At 69.8% G+C, this 15,807-nt stretch carries 17 protein-coding genes; 3 read left to right on the top strand and 14 right to left on the bottom strand.

What is annotated here, in order from left to right:
• Positions 1–33: 33 nt before the first annotated feature.
• The 8 genes from CU044_RS30350 to CU044_RS30315 form a co-directional block, all read right to left on the bottom strand.
• The gene (locus CU044_RS30350) at positions 34–555 is read right to left on the bottom strand and encodes a molybdopterin-dependent oxidoreductase (protein WP_129771949.1); all 522 of its coding nucleotides are present in this window, start codon (positions 553–555) and stop codon (positions 34–36) included.
• Between the two features lie 395 nt (positions 556–950).
• Complete coding sequence (locus CU044_RS30345; RefSeq protein WP_240045945.1) at positions 951–2,411, bottom strand: flotillin family protein; 1,461 nt, start codon at positions 2,409–2,411, stop codon at positions 951–953.
• 185 nt (positions 2,412–2,596) lie between these two features.
• Complete coding sequence (locus CU044_RS30340; protein WP_129771948.1) at positions 2,597–3,112, bottom strand: hypothetical protein; 516 nt, start codon at positions 3,110–3,112, stop codon at positions 2,597–2,599.
• A 179-nt stretch (positions 3,113–3,291) separates the two neighbouring features.
• Positions 3,292–4,458, bottom strand: coding sequence for a helix-turn-helix domain-containing protein (locus tag CU044_RS30335; RefSeq protein WP_129771947.1), 1,167 nt, complete (start codon positions 4,456–4,458; stop codon positions 3,292–3,294).
• A 233-nt stretch (positions 4,459–4,691) separates the two neighbouring features.
• Positions 4,692–5,912, bottom strand: a complete 1,221-nt coding sequence (locus tag CU044_RS30330) for a methyltransferase domain-containing protein (protein ID WP_129771946.1) — start codon at positions 5,910–5,912, stop codon at positions 4,692–4,694.
• Positions 5,913–5,981: 69 nt separating this feature from the next.
• Complete coding sequence (locus CU044_RS30325) at positions 5,982–6,164, bottom strand: hypothetical protein (protein ID WP_129771945.1); 183 nt, start codon at positions 6,162–6,164, stop codon at positions 5,982–5,984.
• A 384-nt stretch (positions 6,165–6,548) separates the two neighbouring features.
• The gene (locus tag CU044_RS30320) at positions 6,549–6,749 is read right to left on the bottom strand and encodes a DUF397 domain-containing protein (protein WP_129771953.1); all 201 of its coding nucleotides are present in this window, start codon (positions 6,747–6,749) and stop codon (positions 6,549–6,551) included.
• Positions 6,750–6,758: 9 nt separating this feature from the next.
• On the bottom strand, positions 6,759–7,607 hold the full coding sequence (locus CU044_RS30315) for a helix-turn-helix transcriptional regulator (RefSeq protein WP_129771944.1): 849 nt from the start codon (positions 7,605–7,607) through the stop codon (positions 6,759–6,761).
• Between the two features lie 248 nt (positions 7,608–7,855).
• Here CU044_RS30315 and CU044_RS30310 point away from each other — a divergent pair, with 248 nt between their 5' ends.
• Complete coding sequence (locus CU044_RS30310; protein ID WP_129771943.1) at positions 7,856–8,350, top strand: ATP-binding protein; 495 nt, start codon at positions 7,856–7,858, stop codon at positions 8,348–8,350.
• A 526-nt stretch (positions 8,351–8,876) separates the two neighbouring features.
• Here the strand turns inward: CU044_RS30310 and CU044_RS30305 are convergent.
• Positions 8,877–9,377 (bottom strand): hypothetical protein, encoded by a 501-nt coding sequence (locus tag CU044_RS30305; RefSeq protein ID WP_129771942.1) that lies wholly within the window; start codon positions 9,375–9,377, stop codon positions 8,877–8,879.
• 274 nt (positions 9,378–9,651) lie between these two features.
• Here CU044_RS30305 and cynS point away from each other — a divergent pair, with 274 nt between their 5' ends.
• Positions 9,652–10,101: a cyanase gene (cynS, locus tag CU044_RS30300; RefSeq protein WP_129771941.1), complete on the top strand. Its 450-nt coding sequence runs from the start codon at positions 9,652–9,654 to the stop codon at positions 10,099–10,101.
• A 73-nt stretch (positions 10,102–10,174) separates the two neighbouring features.
• Here cynS and CU044_RS30295 read toward each other — a convergent pair whose 3' ends face one another.
• Together CU044_RS30295 and CU044_RS30290 are read right to left on the bottom strand one after the other, a co-directional pair.
• Positions 10,175–10,822 (bottom strand): GPP34 family phosphoprotein, encoded by a 648-nt coding sequence (locus CU044_RS30295; protein ID WP_129771940.1) that lies wholly within the window; start codon positions 10,820–10,822, stop codon positions 10,175–10,177.
• Positions 10,823–10,882: 60 nt separating this feature from the next.
• Positions 10,883–11,641 carry an SDR family oxidoreductase gene (locus CU044_RS30290; RefSeq protein ID WP_129771939.1) on the bottom strand — a complete coding sequence of 253 codons (759 nt, stop codon included), beginning with the start codon at positions 11,639–11,641 and terminating at the stop codon, positions 10,883–10,885.
• Positions 11,642–11,809: 168 nt separating this feature from the next.
• On the opposite strand from CU044_RS30290, the gene CU044_RS30285 reads away from it, so the two are divergent.
• Entirely contained in the window at positions 11,810–12,796 is a 987-nt protein-coding gene (locus CU044_RS30285; protein WP_129771938.1) for an iron-siderophore ABC transporter substrate-binding protein, read from the top strand.
• Between the two features lie 22 nt (positions 12,797–12,818).
• On the opposite strand, the gene CU044_RS30280 is transcribed toward CU044_RS30285, so the two are convergent.
• From CU044_RS30280 to CU044_RS30270, 3 genes are all read right to left on the bottom strand, one after another.
• Complete coding sequence (locus CU044_RS30280) at positions 12,819–13,403, bottom strand: signal peptidase I (protein ID WP_129771937.1); 585 nt, start codon at positions 13,401–13,403, stop codon at positions 12,819–12,821.
• Positions 13,400–13,987 (bottom strand): hypothetical protein, encoded by a 588-nt coding sequence (locus tag CU044_RS30275; RefSeq protein WP_129771936.1) that lies wholly within the window; start codon positions 13,985–13,987, stop codon positions 13,400–13,402. The genes CU044_RS30280 and CU044_RS30275 overlap by 4 nt, the downstream gene beginning before the upstream one ends.
• Before the next feature lie 276 nt (positions 13,988–14,263).
• Positions 14,264–15,757 carry a SidA/IucD/PvdA family monooxygenase gene (locus CU044_RS30270; RefSeq protein WP_240045943.1) on the bottom strand — a complete coding sequence of 498 codons (1,494 nt, stop codon included), beginning with the start codon at positions 15,755–15,757 and terminating at the stop codon, positions 14,264–14,266.
• Between the last annotated feature and the right edge of the window lie 50 nt (positions 15,758–15,807).

Raw genomic sequence — 15,807 nt, 5'->3', positions numbered from 1 at the left:
GGCGGTGGCGGTGGCGGGGGCGGGGGCGGGACATCACCGCGCGGGCGTCGCGGTGCGCTCGGCCGGTCGGGGCGGTACCGCGCACGCGCCCACCCACACGCTGGTGATCGCGCTGATGTAGCGCGCCCCGCAGCGGTCCGTGGGCACCACCAGCTGGCTGCCCGCCGACTCCAGGCTGCGTCCGTCCATGGCCGTGGCCAGCAGGATCGGTACGTTGCCGAAGTCGGCGTCGATCTCCGCCCAGGAGAGCACCGTATGGTGCCCGTCCCCGCCGGTGACGGCGAGCAGGAACCGGGACCTGTCCTTGCGCCGGCGGGCGTCGAAGACCGGCTTCGCCTCGTCGACCACCTCCCGGAGCAGCGGCCCTTCGAAGGTGTGGTGCCGCGGCCCGCTGGTGGCGCAGTCGAAGACCACCTCGGCGTGGTGCTGCTCCCAACGCTCCCGCAGATCGGCGACGGTCAGCGAGAGCGGGCACGCGACCTCGCCGCGGAGGGTGAAGGCGGTACGCGCCGGGGCGGGCGGGACGGCCGAATCCGCTGGGGTGGGCGAAGCCATTGGGATGGGCGAAGCCACTGGGATGGGCGGGGTCGGCGATGTGGTGGTGCCTGGCGGCGGGCTGGGCCGGCTCATCAGATTCCCCCTCGGGAGGTCCGCTGAGAGTTCCGCGTGGCGGCTGCTTCCTGGTGATGCCCCGCCGACGGCCGAGGGAATCGCGGATGCGAGCCGACAGCGCTTCTTTGCCTCGCCTTTATGAGGTGGCTCCGATGTCTGGGCTGGCAAGTGCGCACACGCTGGGGCTGGTTGCCGGACTGGAACGAACGCCAAGGGCCCGGTCGGCTCCCCCGCTTCCCCGCCGACCGGGCCCCGTCCTCTCTCCGCACGACCTGTTCAGCCTGTTCAGCCCGCGCGGGCCGTTCGGGCTGTCCCGGCCGTGCGGCCGTCCGGGCCGTTCAGTCCGTGACCTCGATCCGCCCGTTGACCTTGGCGCCGCCCGCCGTCTTCGTCTCCACGGCCGCCGCCGCGCCCGCGCCCGCGCCCGCGGTCTTGCCCCCGGCGATGCCCTTCAGCAGCTCGGCCAGGTCGACTCCGGTGGTGGAGCTGAGCAGTTCGACGCCCTGCGCGACATTGTCGGCGACCGTACGTGCCAGCTGACCCGCGCCGTCCGTCGAGATCACGGTCATCTTGTCCACCGCGCTCAGCGGCTCGGACGCCTTCGCGACGACCGACGGCAGCACCTCCACCAGCATCTGGAGGACGGCCGCGTCCCCGTACCGCGCGAACGCGTCGGCCTTCTTGTGCATCGCGTCCGCCTCGGCGGAACCCTTGGCGCTGATCGCGGCGGCCTCGGCCTCACCCTCGATCCGTACGGCGGCGGCGAGCGCGGCGCGGTGCGCCTTCTCGCCCTCACCGGTGAGCCGGGACCGCTCGGCGTCCGCCTCGGCCTGCTTGACCAGCGCGATCCGCCGGGCCTCGGCCTCCTGCTCGGCCTGGTACCGCGCGGCGTCCGCGGGCTTACGTACCTTGGTGTCCAGCTCGCGGTCGGTCAGCGCGGCCTGGCGCTGGGCCACCTTCTCCTGCTCCATGAGCACGTCCTGCTCGCGCGCCGCCTGCGCCAGCGGTCCGGCCGCCGCCGCGCGCGCCGCCGCCTCGTCCGTCTCGGCCTTGATCTCGGCCTGCTTCAGATAGAACGTCCGCTGGGCGATCGCGATCTCTTCCTCGGCCTTGAGCCGCGCCTGTTCGGCGGCCCGCCGCGCCACCGCCTCGGCGATGTCGGCCTCCTGCTTGGCACGCGCGGCCTCGGGCCGGCCGAGGTCCTCCAGATACGAGCCCTCGGTGGTGATGTCCTGGATCTGGAAGGCGTCGAGCACCAGGCCCTGCCCGGAGAGGCTCGCCTCGGCCTCCTCCGCGACCTGCCCCGCGAAGGCCGCGCGGTCGCGGATGATGTCCTCGACCGACATCCGGCCGACGATGGAGCGCAGCGCACCCGAGAGCACTTCCTGGGTGAAGCCGACGATGCCGCCCTGCTGCTGGAGGAAGCGCTGGGCCGCGGCCCGGATCGAGTCCTCGGTGCCGCCGACCTTGACGATGGCGACGCCTTCGAGGTTCGCCTTCACGCCGCGCAGGGTGACCGCGCCGCGCACGGCCACCGGGATGTGCCGGCTGGACAGGTCCAGCGTGAACTTCTGCTGTACGAACGGGACGACGAAGACGCCGCCGCCGACCACGACCTTCTGGCCGCTGGTGTCCATGGACACCCGGCCGGTGGCCGGATCGGTCGACTGCTTGCCGCGCCGCCCGGTGACGATGAACGCCTGGCTGGGCCCGGCGACCTTGTAGCGCGTGATGACGGCGAGTGCCAGCAGGACGACGAGTGCGACGACCCCCACCACGGCGATGAGAAGTGGACTCATGGTGCTCTCTCCCTTGCCTCCCGTGTCTCCCGGCCCCTCCCGCCCCTCCCGAGAGGACGACAAGAAGACGGACGAGAGGACGACAAGAGGACGGCAAATCGAGGCGATTGAAGCGGTTTGGGGTGATTGGTGCGACGGGTGTGCGATGGAGGGGTGCGATGGGGTGGGGGCGATGGGCGTGCGGGTCAGCGCTGAACGGGACGCACCAGGACCGAGGTCGACGAGAGCGTCTCCTCCACCCAGATCTCGGCGCCGTTCGCCACGGGCTGCGCGCTCTTCGCGGAGTACTTCACCGGCTGGCCGCCGAGCCGCAGTAGCACCTCGCCGTACCCTCCGGCCGGAATCGCGGTGACCACCGTGCCCGCCGAGCCCACGAGATCGTCGCCCCGGGGTGTGACGGCGGTCTGATCACGCATCAGCGCCCTGCTGAACTTCCAGGTCAGCCACCCGGCACCGAGCCCGGCCGCCACCCCCGTGACGGCGGCCGGCCCCGTACCGAGTGGGGTGGTGCTCAGCACGATCGCGCCGCCGAAGCCCAGCATCGAGACGAACCCGGCGATCACCGGCAGCGAGAGCAGCCCGTCGAAGAGTCCGTTCAGCACCCCGACCCCGTCGAAGAGCCCCTCAAGAATGCCGTCGAAGATCAGCGACAGGACGAGCAGCGCGATCCCCGCGATGCCGAGACCGAGAAAAAAGGTCATCGGATCCATCGGTTCCCCCCTCCCCCTCTGCCGCTTGTTTCCCCGGCAGGCCCCCATGGTCCCATCTTTGCCCGGAACCGGACATTGCCGTTTTCCGGCAGTCTTAACGCGTTCTTAATGCCGACAGCAGAAGGTCTCCCGGGTGCGGAAGGCTGCCGGTGCGTCAGCGGCCTTCCGGCTCAGAAGGTCTTCGCCGGCCAGTCCATGAGCCTGGCCCCGATCACGGCGGTTTGCAAGGTGTAGCGATGCACCGGATCGGCGGGGTCGGCGCCGGTGAGTTTGTGGATCCGCTCCAGCCGGTACGTCAGGGCCCGCACGCTCAGCGAGAGCCGCCGCGCCGCCTCCGCCGCCACACAGCCCGCTTCGAAGTAGACGGAGAGCGTCTCGATCAGCGGCTCGGCTCCGCCGCGCGCCGCCTCCAGCGGACCGAGCGTGCTGAGGACGAGTTCCGTCATGGCCTCCCGGTCCCGGGTCAGGACCGGATAGACGAGCAGATCGGCGGCGTGCAGGACGGGACCGGCCAGGGCGAGCCGGTCCGCGAGGTCGAGTACGTTCAGCGCCTCCTCGTACGACCACACCACCCCGCCCACCCCGGGGCGCGGCCGGCCGATGGCGACCCGGCCGCCGTCCGTCGCGGCGAACGCCTGCTTGGCGAAGTAGGCGAGGACCTCGCCCTGGTCGCCCGGCGCGATACAGACGAGCCGGCCCGCCTTCGTCGTGAGCAGCACGCTGCGATCGCCGAACCGGCTGACCAGCGCCTGCTCCACCGAGCGCGGAACGGCGTCCTCCTCGTCATAGGCGACGAATCCCTCCGCGACCGCCACGGCGTGCTCGTACGAGAGCCGCAGCCCGAACCGCTCGGCACGCTCCGCCAGCCGACCCGGATCGCTGCGCCCGTACAGCAGGTCGTCGATGAACTCCCGGCGCGCGGCGACCTCTTGCCGTACGGCGAGCCGCTGGGCCTGTTCGTACCCCTCGGCGAACGCGTCCACGGCCTGCTCGATGGCGGCGAGCACGCTGTCGACGGAGCCGGAGGCGCCGCTGCCGCCGGTGTCGCCGCGGGCGTCCGTGCCGCCGCTGTTGTCGGTGCTGTTGTCGGTGCGGGGGAAGGCGGCGTGGGGGGAGGTGGTGCGGGTGGAGGCGGTGACGGGCCAGTGAGCGCGGGCCGCGGCGAGATGCGCGCCGACCAGGGCACGCAGCCCGAAGCCGGCCTCCGCGGCCCGTTCCCCCAGCTCCCGGCGGGCCAGCAACTCGTCCCGGGTGAGCCGGCGGCCCGTCGAGGCGGCCGCCGCCAGGATGCGGGCGTACCCGTCCAGAAACTCGTCGGGTATGCCATTCCCTGTCACGCCTACCCCTGCCTGGATCTCTCGGTATACCGATGTCACGCGACCTGCGGATGTCGCGCCATCTACGAGTGTCACGCGTCCCCACCATGGTGCACGGGGGGCGCGCACGCCCCTCGCCTGGGCGGACCGGAGGCGTGAGGTGTCCCGCCTACTTGCAGACGGGGCAGCTCACTTTCTTGCGCGCGCCGTCCTGGTGTTCGTAGACCCATCCCTTGCCATGGCAGGTGCCGCAGTCAGCCAAGGGAAGCCCCCACGGTCGTCGCGTTGCCCGCCACTGTGTCGAGGGCGCGGACGGCGGGTACGGCCGGGTCGTCCATCCACACGTACTGGCGCTCCGGTGTGACGGTGAAGCCGATACGGTCCAGCCCCGGGCGGCCTTGCCGGGTCCAGGCGCGGTGGACGGACTCGGCCTCGTCCCACAGGTCACGCGGCCCGGACTGCGTCAGCCGGCCGCCTTTGTCGACGGTGGCGCGGGAGACCCCGTCGGTCAACAGCACGCTCCCGGAACCGCTCACCCAGGGCTCATCCCCGACGAGGGAGGCGAGCAGGACCTGAAGGCCGGGGGCGGGGTGGAGCAGGGACTCGCTGTCGTTGCCGGAGTTCAGGGAGCGGACGCGGGGTGGCGGGGTGTCGGCGGCGGTTGTGCCCTCGTTCGTGTGCTGGTGCTGGTGCTGGTGCTGGTGCTGGTGCTGGTGGGGCTGGGGCAGTCGCTGCGAACGCAAGGGCATATACGAGCACTCCTCCCCGAACCGGCCGGTGGCCGTGCCGTCGTCGAGGACGGTGAGACGCAGGAGCCTGCCGACGGGCGGGTTGTACGGAAGAACGATGTGCCCGCCGGGACGGGTGCGTTCGACCCATACGTACGGGACGTGTGTGATGCCACAGGTGACATGCACGCGGTCGAACAATCCGTCGGAGTGGCTGTGCGGGGTTTGCAGTTCAGTGGCCGCGTCGCCGGTGACGACGCTCGGACGGAGGCCGCAGCGGGCGAGGTTCTCGGCGGCGGTCCTGGCCAGATCGGGGTCGATCTCGACGGTGGTGACGAGGGCGTCGTCCCCGGTGAGGTAGGCGCAGAGCCCGGAGGTCCAGCCGGTACCACCCCCGATATCGAGCACCCGGTCACCGGGCCGCACGGCGAGGTGCCGTAACCCGGCGGTGACGAGGAGGGGGCTGGAGGCGGCACAACTCGGCGCGGTCGACGGAGCCGCCGCGTTGGCCGGGGTGAGCGCGGTCCGGCCGCCGTCGAGCTGAGTGACGATCACGCTGTCGGAGTACACGGCCCGCCACCAGCGATCCGGGTCACGGTGCTGATCGATCCAGTACCCGGAGGCGGCGGCGGGCGGCGTGCCGACGCCTTGGGGCACGGCCCAGGCCTGGGACGGAATGAACTCGTGCCGGGGTACGCGGATCAACGCGTCGGCGAGGGCGTCGGGTTGGGGCGGCGGGGGCGGCATGGCGATCCTCTCGGTTGGGGACTGGGCGGGCGTGGGGCGTGGAGTGAGGGGTGCGGGTATGCGGGGCGGTCACTGCGGTGGCGAGTCCCCGAAGATGCGCTGGAACAGCTCGGCTTCGTCGGGGAGCGCGTTGGGGACGGCGTCGGGAGTGGCATCGCGGGTGGAGTCGGGGGTGGGCGGGGACGCGTCCGGGCGTGGGTCGGCCGTGGGCATCACGAGCGTCCCGCCCACGCCGAACATGTCGATCAACATCGACAGACGCCGCCGCGCCTCACTGCCCGTCGTACGGCTGGATGGTTCTGGTGGGGGTGGGGGTGGGGGTGGGGCCATGGCATGGGTGCCCTTCTCCTCGGCGCGCGATGCGGGGGCAGAGTTGTCCCCCGCCCACGCGCCGGCATGACGAGCGGCGGGAGGGGGACAACCCTTCGGGACTCTCCCCAATGGGGCGCGGGACGGGGAGAGTTGCGCCGGTCAGGGCGATGTCCTGCCGAGGGACAACCCTGGATCGACGACGCACAGCGACGGTAGCGTTACAGAAGGGTGAGGCGCAACAGTGTTCCGTCCCAGAGTTGCGCCCATATATGTCAGACGCCCCTCACCGGCGAGAGGTGAGGGGCGTCGGGGTGCGGACGTTCGTCAGATCAGGTGATCGAACTCTCCGGCCTTGACGCCAAGGAGGAAGGCGCGCAGTTTCTCAGGGCTTGTCGTGACGACGGTGTCGGGGGTTTCGCTTTCGCGCATCTTGATCCGCCCGTCGACGCTGGCCAGTTCGACGCAGTTCGGATTGTTGTCACCTCCTGAGAAGGAGGATTTCTGCCATTCAATGTGGTTGGTCATGCCGCTCACTCACATTTCTTGTGCGATGCGTTGGATGAATTTGCTCGACTCGGCGGCGCTGAGTGAGATCGCCTCGACTGCCTCGATAAGCGCCCGGTACTTGACGAGTTGAGCCTCGGCGTCCAGATAGTGGGCGTCGAACGCGCTGTCAATCTGAACGGTGTCCAGTTGCGGTATCACGGCGCCCGCGTAGAGCATCGAGTGGACCGAGCAAGTGATCCGTGCATCGAAGGGGATGACGCGGATCGTCACGCTCGGCCAGAGCGAAACCTCATGCAGGAAATCCATCTGGGCCCGCATGACTTCGGCGGAGCAGTACCTCATGCGAAGTGCTGCCTCGTGGATGAGCGCCTCGAACTTCGGCGGGTTCGGGCGATCGAAGATCTCGCGACGCCTCATGCGATGCTCTACGCGTGCATTGACCTCGGAGGACTGAAAGCTGGTCACACCGCTTGCGATCAGCTCGCGAGCGTATTCGGCCGTCTGGAAAATTCCTGGCACGTAGAGCATTTGAACGGCACGCATGTAGGTCGCATGGTGTTCCAGCTCCGACTGGTCCAGGAAGCCTGGCGGAAGAATTCCTCGGTAATCCTCCCACCACCCTTTTCCGCGCTCCTCCGCCATGCTTGCGAGTGCGTCGACGAGGTGCTTGTCCGTAGCCGAGCAGTGGGTGGCGATTCGGCGGACTCGCTCCGCGCTCACTCCGTACCGCCCCGACTCCAGGTGGCTGACCTGGGCTCGTTCGCCGCCCAGGAAAGCTGCAACCGTGCTCCCGGACATGCCGGCTCGCTCCCGCAGCTTTCTCAACTCAGCGCCCAGTCGCTTCTGTCGGGCGGTCGGGTAAGCCCTTGGCGGCATGAACCTCTCCCTCTCTGGTCACAACGAGTGTGCCGTCCCACAGTGCCATGGGTCCACCCATATGAGTGCGACAACCGTCCCACTGTTGCGCCGTACCTATGTTGCGCCCTACGGTCCATGATGCGACGCAGCGTGCCATCTGGCCCGAAGTGCAGTCACTTGCATGCCCGTTGAGCGGGCGCGAGCGGCCAAGGACACGGGCTGTCGCCCAAGCAGCGCTGCCACGTTCCGCGTTGGGAGATGACGACATGACCACTGTGACCGCCACCGCAACCCCCGTACCCCCGCCGCCCCAAGGCGCCGAGACCTACCGGCTGGCCCTGCCCAGCACAGCGACCGCGCCGAGGATCGCGCGTGACTTCGTCACGTCGCTCCTCGGGCTCAGTCGGCACCGCAACCTCGTCGACGATGCGCGCCTCTGTGTGACCGAGGTGGTCACCAACGCGCACCGGCACACCCGTACGCCCCTGATTCGCGTCCGTGTGACGGTCAACCGCAAACAGGTCACCGTCTCCGTCGCGGACGACAAACCGTGGGCGCTGCCCACACCCGCCGCACGCACCGCGCCGGGCGCGGTCCGCGCGGGAGCCGAACAGGATTCGGGCCGTGGCCTCGTCCTCGTGGAGAACCTGGCTCTCGCGTGGGGGTCGACCGTCTACGGGGGATCCTCGCCCAGCCACAAGACCGTCTGGTTCACGTTGTCCGAGGCCAGGAACGAGGTGGCCGGTCGATGGAACCCGTAACGGATCCGGCGTTGTGGGGTGTTGTGTCGATCGCGATGAGTGCGGTCGTGCTGGGGGTGTGGGTGTTGTGCGCCGTAATGCCGACGGTGGACGGTGCCGCTGTTCCGCCGGTGCCGCTGGATGCGGAGGAGGGGTACACGTACACCTGCTACTGCTGTCCCGACCCGGTGCGGGTCACGATCCGTGCGCCGCAGGCGCACTTGGTGGGGCGTGTTCCTGGTGGTCGGCGGCATGTCAGAACCGAGGGGTAGTCAGGGTGGCCCCCACCCGTCATCGAGCGCACCGGGTCACCCCGATTACCTCTCGGTTCTGGCCGGTAGTCGAAAGCGATCCCCCCACCAGCGGGGCATGAGCCCCAACCTGTCCACGAGGGTCAGCCGCCGAACCGGTGCCCGGCCGCCCCACTCCACTCCCGCGTGGACCACCCACCGACCTGCGGTCCGCAACGAACCGCCGCAACGAACCGCCGCAACGAACCGCCGCAACGGACCGCCGGGACGAAAGAGCTTTCCCGGAGGCCCTTGAGCTACGAGGCGCGCCACGTCGTTGCCGCGTGACGTCCGGGTCCGTAAATCTGGGCCAGTGCCTCATCGGCCTTTTCCGGGCTGCCCGTACGCAAGAGGGCCCGGAAGCCGTCCCAGTCGGGAACCCGGCCGTCCAGTCCCCACTGATCGTTCGGGATGGTGTAGATGTGCGCCCACGGCCCGTGCGCCGGCAGCGGAGCGGAACCGAACACCGATCGCACGGCTTCGGCGGTCTTGATCAGCATGGCACGGGCGTCTTCGGGCGTGGGGAGCAGTTTCTGAGGCGCGACGATGTCGAGCTGGACTCGGGAGTTGGGATCGGCACCGGCGACATTGCCCGGCGCGTACCAGTTCTCGGGCTCGAACTCGAAGAACTGCACCCAAGACGTCTCCTTGTGCGTCTGGTTGTTGACCAGATCCTCGACGTCAGCCACGGCCTGGATGAGTTTCGCGCCGAGCTCCTCCTTCTGCGCGGCACTCAGATAGCCCTTCATCGCGTGCACGCGAACGAAAACCATGTGCGTGGGTCCTTCCGGTCGCTGGTCGACGGCCAACCCTGAGCCGGGAAAGGCGGCCGGTCTCACCAGGCACGCTGACCCGTGGAGATCCATCACCTGATCGGGCGAGGCGGTGTCGGGCGAGCTGTGAGCGTTCGGGGATCGGTCACTTCGGGGGCCTGTCCGGACGGGCCGTGTTCCGGTGGTGGCGCCCGCGCTCGCCTCCGTACTCTGAAGAGAACACCGGAACGGACCGCGTCCCCCTGTCTGAGGAGCCGGAATGACGCCGATCATGAGCAAGTCGGACGCCGCGGATCTGGTGGCCGCCGCCCGGATCCGACGTGGACTGTCCTGGTCCGACATCGCCGACGAACTGGGCGCGCCGCTCGTATGGACGACCGCCGCCCTGCTGGGTCAGCACCCGATGACGCGGGAACAGGCCGTGCAGGTCTGCCAGTTGCTTGGGCTGGCCGAACCGGTCGCCGAGAGCCTCCAGACCCAGCCGTACCGCGGCACCGACCAGGCGTTGATGGCCGACCCCACCATCTACCGCTTCGTCGAGGCCCTCTCGGTGTACGGCCCCGCGCTCAAGGAGCTGATCCACGAGGAGTTCGGCGACGGCATCATGAGCGCGATCAACTTCCGCGTCGACATCGCCCGCCGTCCCGACCCCGACGGGGACCGGGTCGTCGTCACGTTCGACGGCAAGTTCCTCGACTACAAGTGGTGATCGGTCATCGGGACACCCGGGCGGGGACGACCGGAGAGTTCTCCCGCCGTCCCCGCCACCGTGTGCCGCCCCGTCAGTAGCCCCGCCAGACGTTGTCGAAAGCGTCCTGCTCGATGGACCGCCGCTGCCGTACGGCCTCCAGCTCCAGCAACGCCTCATTGACCGCGACGAGTACCGTCTCGACCGCGTCGTCGGCGGTGTCCGGTGCCTCGGTGTCCGGTGCCTCGGTGTCCGGTGCGGCGGTGTCCGGTGCCTCGTCCGTTTCCCCGTCGCGGATCCCCACGGCCGTCGCAAGGGCGACGAGGACCGGCTCCTTCGACGCCCAGCGGTCCCCCGCCAGGCGGCGATCGGGCGAATCGACCAGCGCCGTCCGGCCGGTCCGGAAAGGCAGCAGTCCGCGACGCCGGCGCGTGAGCTGTCCGTCCGTCTCCAGGGCCGACAGATAGGCGGGGGCCAGGCCCAGCCCCCTGCGCCACAGCCAGTCGGCGACCGTCTCGTACGGCGCTTCCCGTGCGAGCGATTCCGCGGCCTGGTCCAGCAGGCGATCGGCGATGGCCGGCCGGTGGCCGGGCACGATCCGGTCGCCGTCCAGCCGGATGGCCTCGGCCGCCAGGAGGTCGATCAGCTCGGCTCCCGCCAGCGCGAGCGACAGTTCACCCGCCGCCGGGGGATCGGGCGCCACGTCCATAGCGGTGATCATCAAGTCCCGGGCTGTGGTCATAGAGGGCTCCACCTCACTGGCATCGGGAGACAGGGTTGGGGCTTCTGCTCCCCGCCAGTCTCAGCCAACGAACTGCTGCCCACCATCGATGTCGTACGTCGCGCCCGTAAGTGCCGTATTGGTCATGATATGGACGGCGAGCGCCGCGACATCGGCCGGCCCGACCACGCGGCCGATCGGGAGGGTGTCCCGCAACTCCTCGCGGCGGGCGTCGAGTCCCTCGCCCAGGAGCCCCGCGGACAACGGGGTGTCGACGAACCCGGCCGCGATGAGATTGACGCGGATCGGCGCCAGCTCCAGTGCGAGGCTCGCCGTGAGCACAGGCAGCGCGGCGGTGACCGCGGGCGCGAACCCGAGGCCGGGACGAATCCGGCGCGCGCCGGTGCCGCCCATGTGCAGCAGCGAGCCACCGGGCCGCACCCTTCCGACGGCGAGGCGTGCGACGTCGAGCGGCAGCAGCATGTGGTCGCTCGCCGCCCGGCGGGCCTGATCCCGGTCCATGTCGAGGAGCCGCCCGTAGGCCGGATGTCCGGCCGTGACCATCACATGGTCGATCCACTCCGGCAGTTCCTGGAAGAACCGCTTCAGCTGCGCCGGGTCGTTCGCGTCGAACGCCGCGGTGCTGAGCGCGTCGGCATCCGTCGCCGCGCGCCGTAGCCGCTCGGGGTCCCGGCCGGTCAGAATCACGTCGGCACCTTCGGAGCGGGCGTGCATGGCCGTCGCGAGCCCGATGCCCGCGCTCCCGCCGATGACGACAACGGTCTGCCCGAGCAGGGCGGGGTCGCGGTGGACGGGAGAGACAGATGCCGCGGTGCCCATGATTCTTCCTCTCCGTCTCTCCGTACGGTCGCCCTCTCTGTACGGTCGCTCTTTTCTTGACGCGTCGCACCTTGAGCGGACGGGTGAGTTGTTGCCCGGAGGGAACAAAGGTTAGGTTCGCCTTATTCAGGTCCGGAAGAGTCCGGCCTGTCGTCAGGGGGCCCCACCGTGTCCAGTACGTTCACCCGTCGCCGTATCACCGGGGCCGCCGCGGCCACCGCGCTCGCCGTCACGCTCGCCGGATGCGGCGGCGGCGACAAGGCCGCGGACAAGGGCGGCGAGGCCGCTGACGGCGGTGCCGGCACGCACACCGTCACGACGGTCATGGGCGAGGTGAAGGTCGGCGACGCGCCGAAGCGGGTCGTCGTACTGGACACGGACGCGCTCGACTCGGCCGTCACGCTCGGTATTACGCCCGTGGGCGCCACCACCGTCGTCGACAAGGCCCCCTTCTCCACGTACCTCCCCGAGGACAAGCTCAAGGGCATCCAGCCCGTCGGCCTGATCGCCGAACCGAACCTCGAAGCCATCGCCGCGCTCAAGCCGGACCTGATCCTGAGCAGCAAGGTCCGCGACGAGAAGAACTACGAGTCCCTCTCGGCGATCGCGCCCACCGTCTTCTCCGACACCACCGGGCCGACCTGGCGCAAGAACTTCGACCTGCACGCGGACGCCCTGGGCAGGAAGAACGAGGCGAAGAAGGTCGTCGCCGACTACGACGCGCACGTCAAGCGGCTGACCGACGCCCTCGGCGGCGCCGCGAAGGCGAAGCGGACGAAGGTCGGCTTCGTACGGTTCGTGGAGGGCGCGGACACCCGGCTCTACCTGAACGACACCTTCGTCGGCTCCCTCTTCAAGGACCTCCAGGTCGGCCGCCCCGCCAACCAGGACACCACCGGCTTCTCGGCCGACGTCAGCCCCGAGCAGATCGACAAGGCCAACGCCGACGTCATCTTCTACTCCACCTACGGCGACGCGAAGAAGGCCAAGGAGACCGACACCGTCGGCGGTCCGCTCTGGAAGAACCTGGACGCGGTGAAGAAGGGCACGGCCTTCAAGGTCGACGACAACCTGTGGATGCTCGGCATCGGTTACACCGGCGCGGGCCGGGTGCTGGACGCGATGGAGAAGAGCTTCGCCGCCGCCGCGTCCTAGCCACCCGGGCTGGGCGTATCGGCTATGTGTATCGGCTGTGGCTGTGGCTGTGGCTGCGGCTGTGCAGCGGCAGCGCGGCGAGCGCGAGCAGAATGGCGAGTCCGAGCATCATCATCGTCGCGGGCACGGGCCGCTCGGCGCGCCAGAGCTGGACCGGCAGCCCGATCCCGGGCACGCGCAATCGTGCTACGCCCTGGAGCGCCGTGGGCCGGACCGGGGTGGAGTCCGGTGTGGAGTTGGCGTCACCTTTGGTGATCAGATCCCCGTTGGGAAGCACCTGGTGGACCCGATGGGTGAGCAGACGGCTGGGCCGGGTGGGGTCCTGGGCCAGCACGATCTGGCCCACCGCCGGTGTGCGGTCGCGCTGCGGTGGCTGGTAGAGAACGACGTCGCCCGGCGCAAGGGCGGGACGCATGGAGCCGGACTGCACCACGCCCGCCGTCCAGCCCAGCGCCAGCACGGGGAAGTGCGCCCACACCAGCAGCCCGATCATCGAGCCGAGCACGGTACGTGAGATGACCGAGGTGATCACGCGGATCGGGTGCGGGGCGCCCTCGGCGGTGGACCGGAGGAGCGCGTCGGCGGCCAGGTCACGTGGACGGGTCACGTGTGTTCCCGTGCTTCCCAGGTGAAGATCACTTCGTTGGTGTTCCCGGCCTGCGCGCTGTTGGGCGCGCTCGGGCTGAACTTCCACGAGAAGCGGAAGCTCAGCGAGCTGGGCGGCTTGCCGGACAGGGGCCAGGGACCCAGGCCGGTGCGGAAGTCGGTGTGCAGGGCGACGAGCTCGTCCAGGGTGCCGTCGAACGCGGTCCTGTGCCGGGTGAAGCCGTCGCAGTCCCCGAAGGTGCCGCCGCTGCCCACATCGATTTTGAGGTCGACGAAGGATTGGTAGTTGTTGGGCCAGTTCTGTGAGCTGGTGTACATCTTGAGCGCGGTGGGGACGTCGGCGTTCGACTTGATCTCGATGCAGTTGGAGCCTGTGTCGCCGGGTCGCATCTTGTCGATGTCGAACATGGGCGCCTTGCTGTCGTTGGCCAGCCCCGCCGAGCTGGCGGTCCAGGTGTTGCCGCTGTTGCTGCTGGTCCCAGTCCAGTCGGCGTTGGTGGCACCCCAGACCAGAGCACCGCTGAGCAGTAACCCGAGAGGAACAGGCACCACCTGTGCCAGCACGTTCAGCCAGGGACGCGCCATCTACCCACTCCGATCAGTTCCATCACTTTTGGTGCATATTGTCTCCTCCTCCTGTCTCACCTGCGGTGGCGCCGCTCCGTGTCACAACCCGGGTCCGACGCGGGCTCGATTTCCCCGAGGAGGGTCGGGAACCGGAAACGCCGCCTCGCATCGGGTCCTGAGCGCGGGTCGCACTGTCATGACATCGCGACTGATGACCACCAGCGACCGCTGTCGGCCGAACGAGGCGACGCGGTCCATGGCGGCCGACCAGCAGCTTTCCGGACGTCACCGCCATCATGGCCACACGACCGGAACCCCGGCCTCCGGCACCGGCGCCCCGGGCGCCCCGAACGTCGTCCACGCCGCGCGCTCCGGCACCCGCAGCACGGGCCTCCCCGCGACCGCGTTGAGTATCGTCGCCGCCCGCCACGCGCCGAGCGTGAGGTCGGGGGCCCCGACGCCGTGCGTGTGCAGCTCCGCGTTCTGCACGTACAGCGCGCCGGACACGCTCGCGTCGAGCGCGACCCGGTAGTCCCCGTCGATCCGGTAGCGGCCCTGCTCGTCCCAGTCCACCAGCTTCGCCATGGTGTCCAGGAAGGCCGGGCGCGTCGCCGCGTATCCCGTGGCCGCCACGATCGCCGACGTACGCACCTCGAACAGCGCGTCCTGCTCCGTGTGGCGGCAGGTCAGCAGATAGCCGTCGCCGTCGCTGGTGCCGGCGCCGGTGCCGGCGCCGGTGCGCTCGGGCTCCGCCGCGACGAGCACGACGCCCGGGTGCAGAGCCGCGCGCGGCTCCGTACCGCCGATGGTCCGCTCGTACAGCTCGTCGTGGATCTCGGCGAGGGTCTCCTCGCTGACGCCCTTGTACAACTGCCACTGCTCGCGCACCAGTTCCTCGCGCCGCTCCTCGGGCAGGGCGCGGAAGTACCGGATGTAGTCGGGCGTGAAGTGCTCAAGTCCGATCTTGGAGTACTCCATCGGCGCGAAGGCGGGGGTCCGTGCCAGCCAGCGGACGTACGGGCCGCCCGCGCCGGAACCGTCCTGGTGGCGCAGGAGATCGAGGGCGACCTCGGCGCCGGACTGGCCCGCCCCGACGACCGTGACATCATCGAGTCCGGCCAGCCGCGCCCGGTGGGTCCGGTAGTCGGCGCTGTGCAGCACGCGCCCCGCGTGCGCGGGCGTGAGCAACGGGCGCAGCGGCTCGGGGACGACCGGGTTCGTACCGACGCCCAGCACGATCTGCCGGGCCCTTACGCGCGAGACCGCGCCGTCGGCCGCGCGGTGGGTGACGGCGAACACCTCGTGGCGCTCGTCCCACTCCAGCTCCGTGACGCGCGCGTCGAAGCGGCAGGACGGCAGGTGTTCGGCGACCCAGCGGCAGTAGTGGTCGTACTCGCGGCGCGGTATGTGGAAGCGCTCGGAGAAGAAGAACGGGAACATCCGGTCGTGTTCCCGCAGGTAGTTGAGGTACGACCAGGGGCTGGTCGGATCCGCCATGGTCACCAGGTCGGCGAGGAAGGGTACTTGGAGAACCGTTCCCTCCATCAGCAGCCCCGGGTGCCAGGAGAAGGCGGGCTTCGCGTCGAGGAAGAGCGTACGGAGGCCCGGAGCGCCGTCCGCGAGAGCGGCGAGCGAGAGATTGAACGGCCCGATGCCGATGCCGACCAGGTCATATATCTCGTACTCGGGGCCGTGTTCGGGGCTGTGTTCCGGGTCGTGCTCAGTGCTGTGTCCGGGGTCGTGCTCGTATGCGTCCGCTGCGTCCGCGTGCATGGGTTCGGTCGTCACCGCTGAGCCTCCGCGAGGGGGTTGGGAAGGTCGATACAAACGGACCGGTA

The organism is Streptomyces sp. L-9-10 (genome assembly GCF_004151105.1).
Lineage (GTDB): Bacteria > Actinomycetota > Actinomycetes > Streptomycetales > Streptomycetaceae > Streptomyces.
Note: the sequence above shows the minus strand (reverse complement) of the source record. Positions and strands in the feature narration are given on the sequence as shown.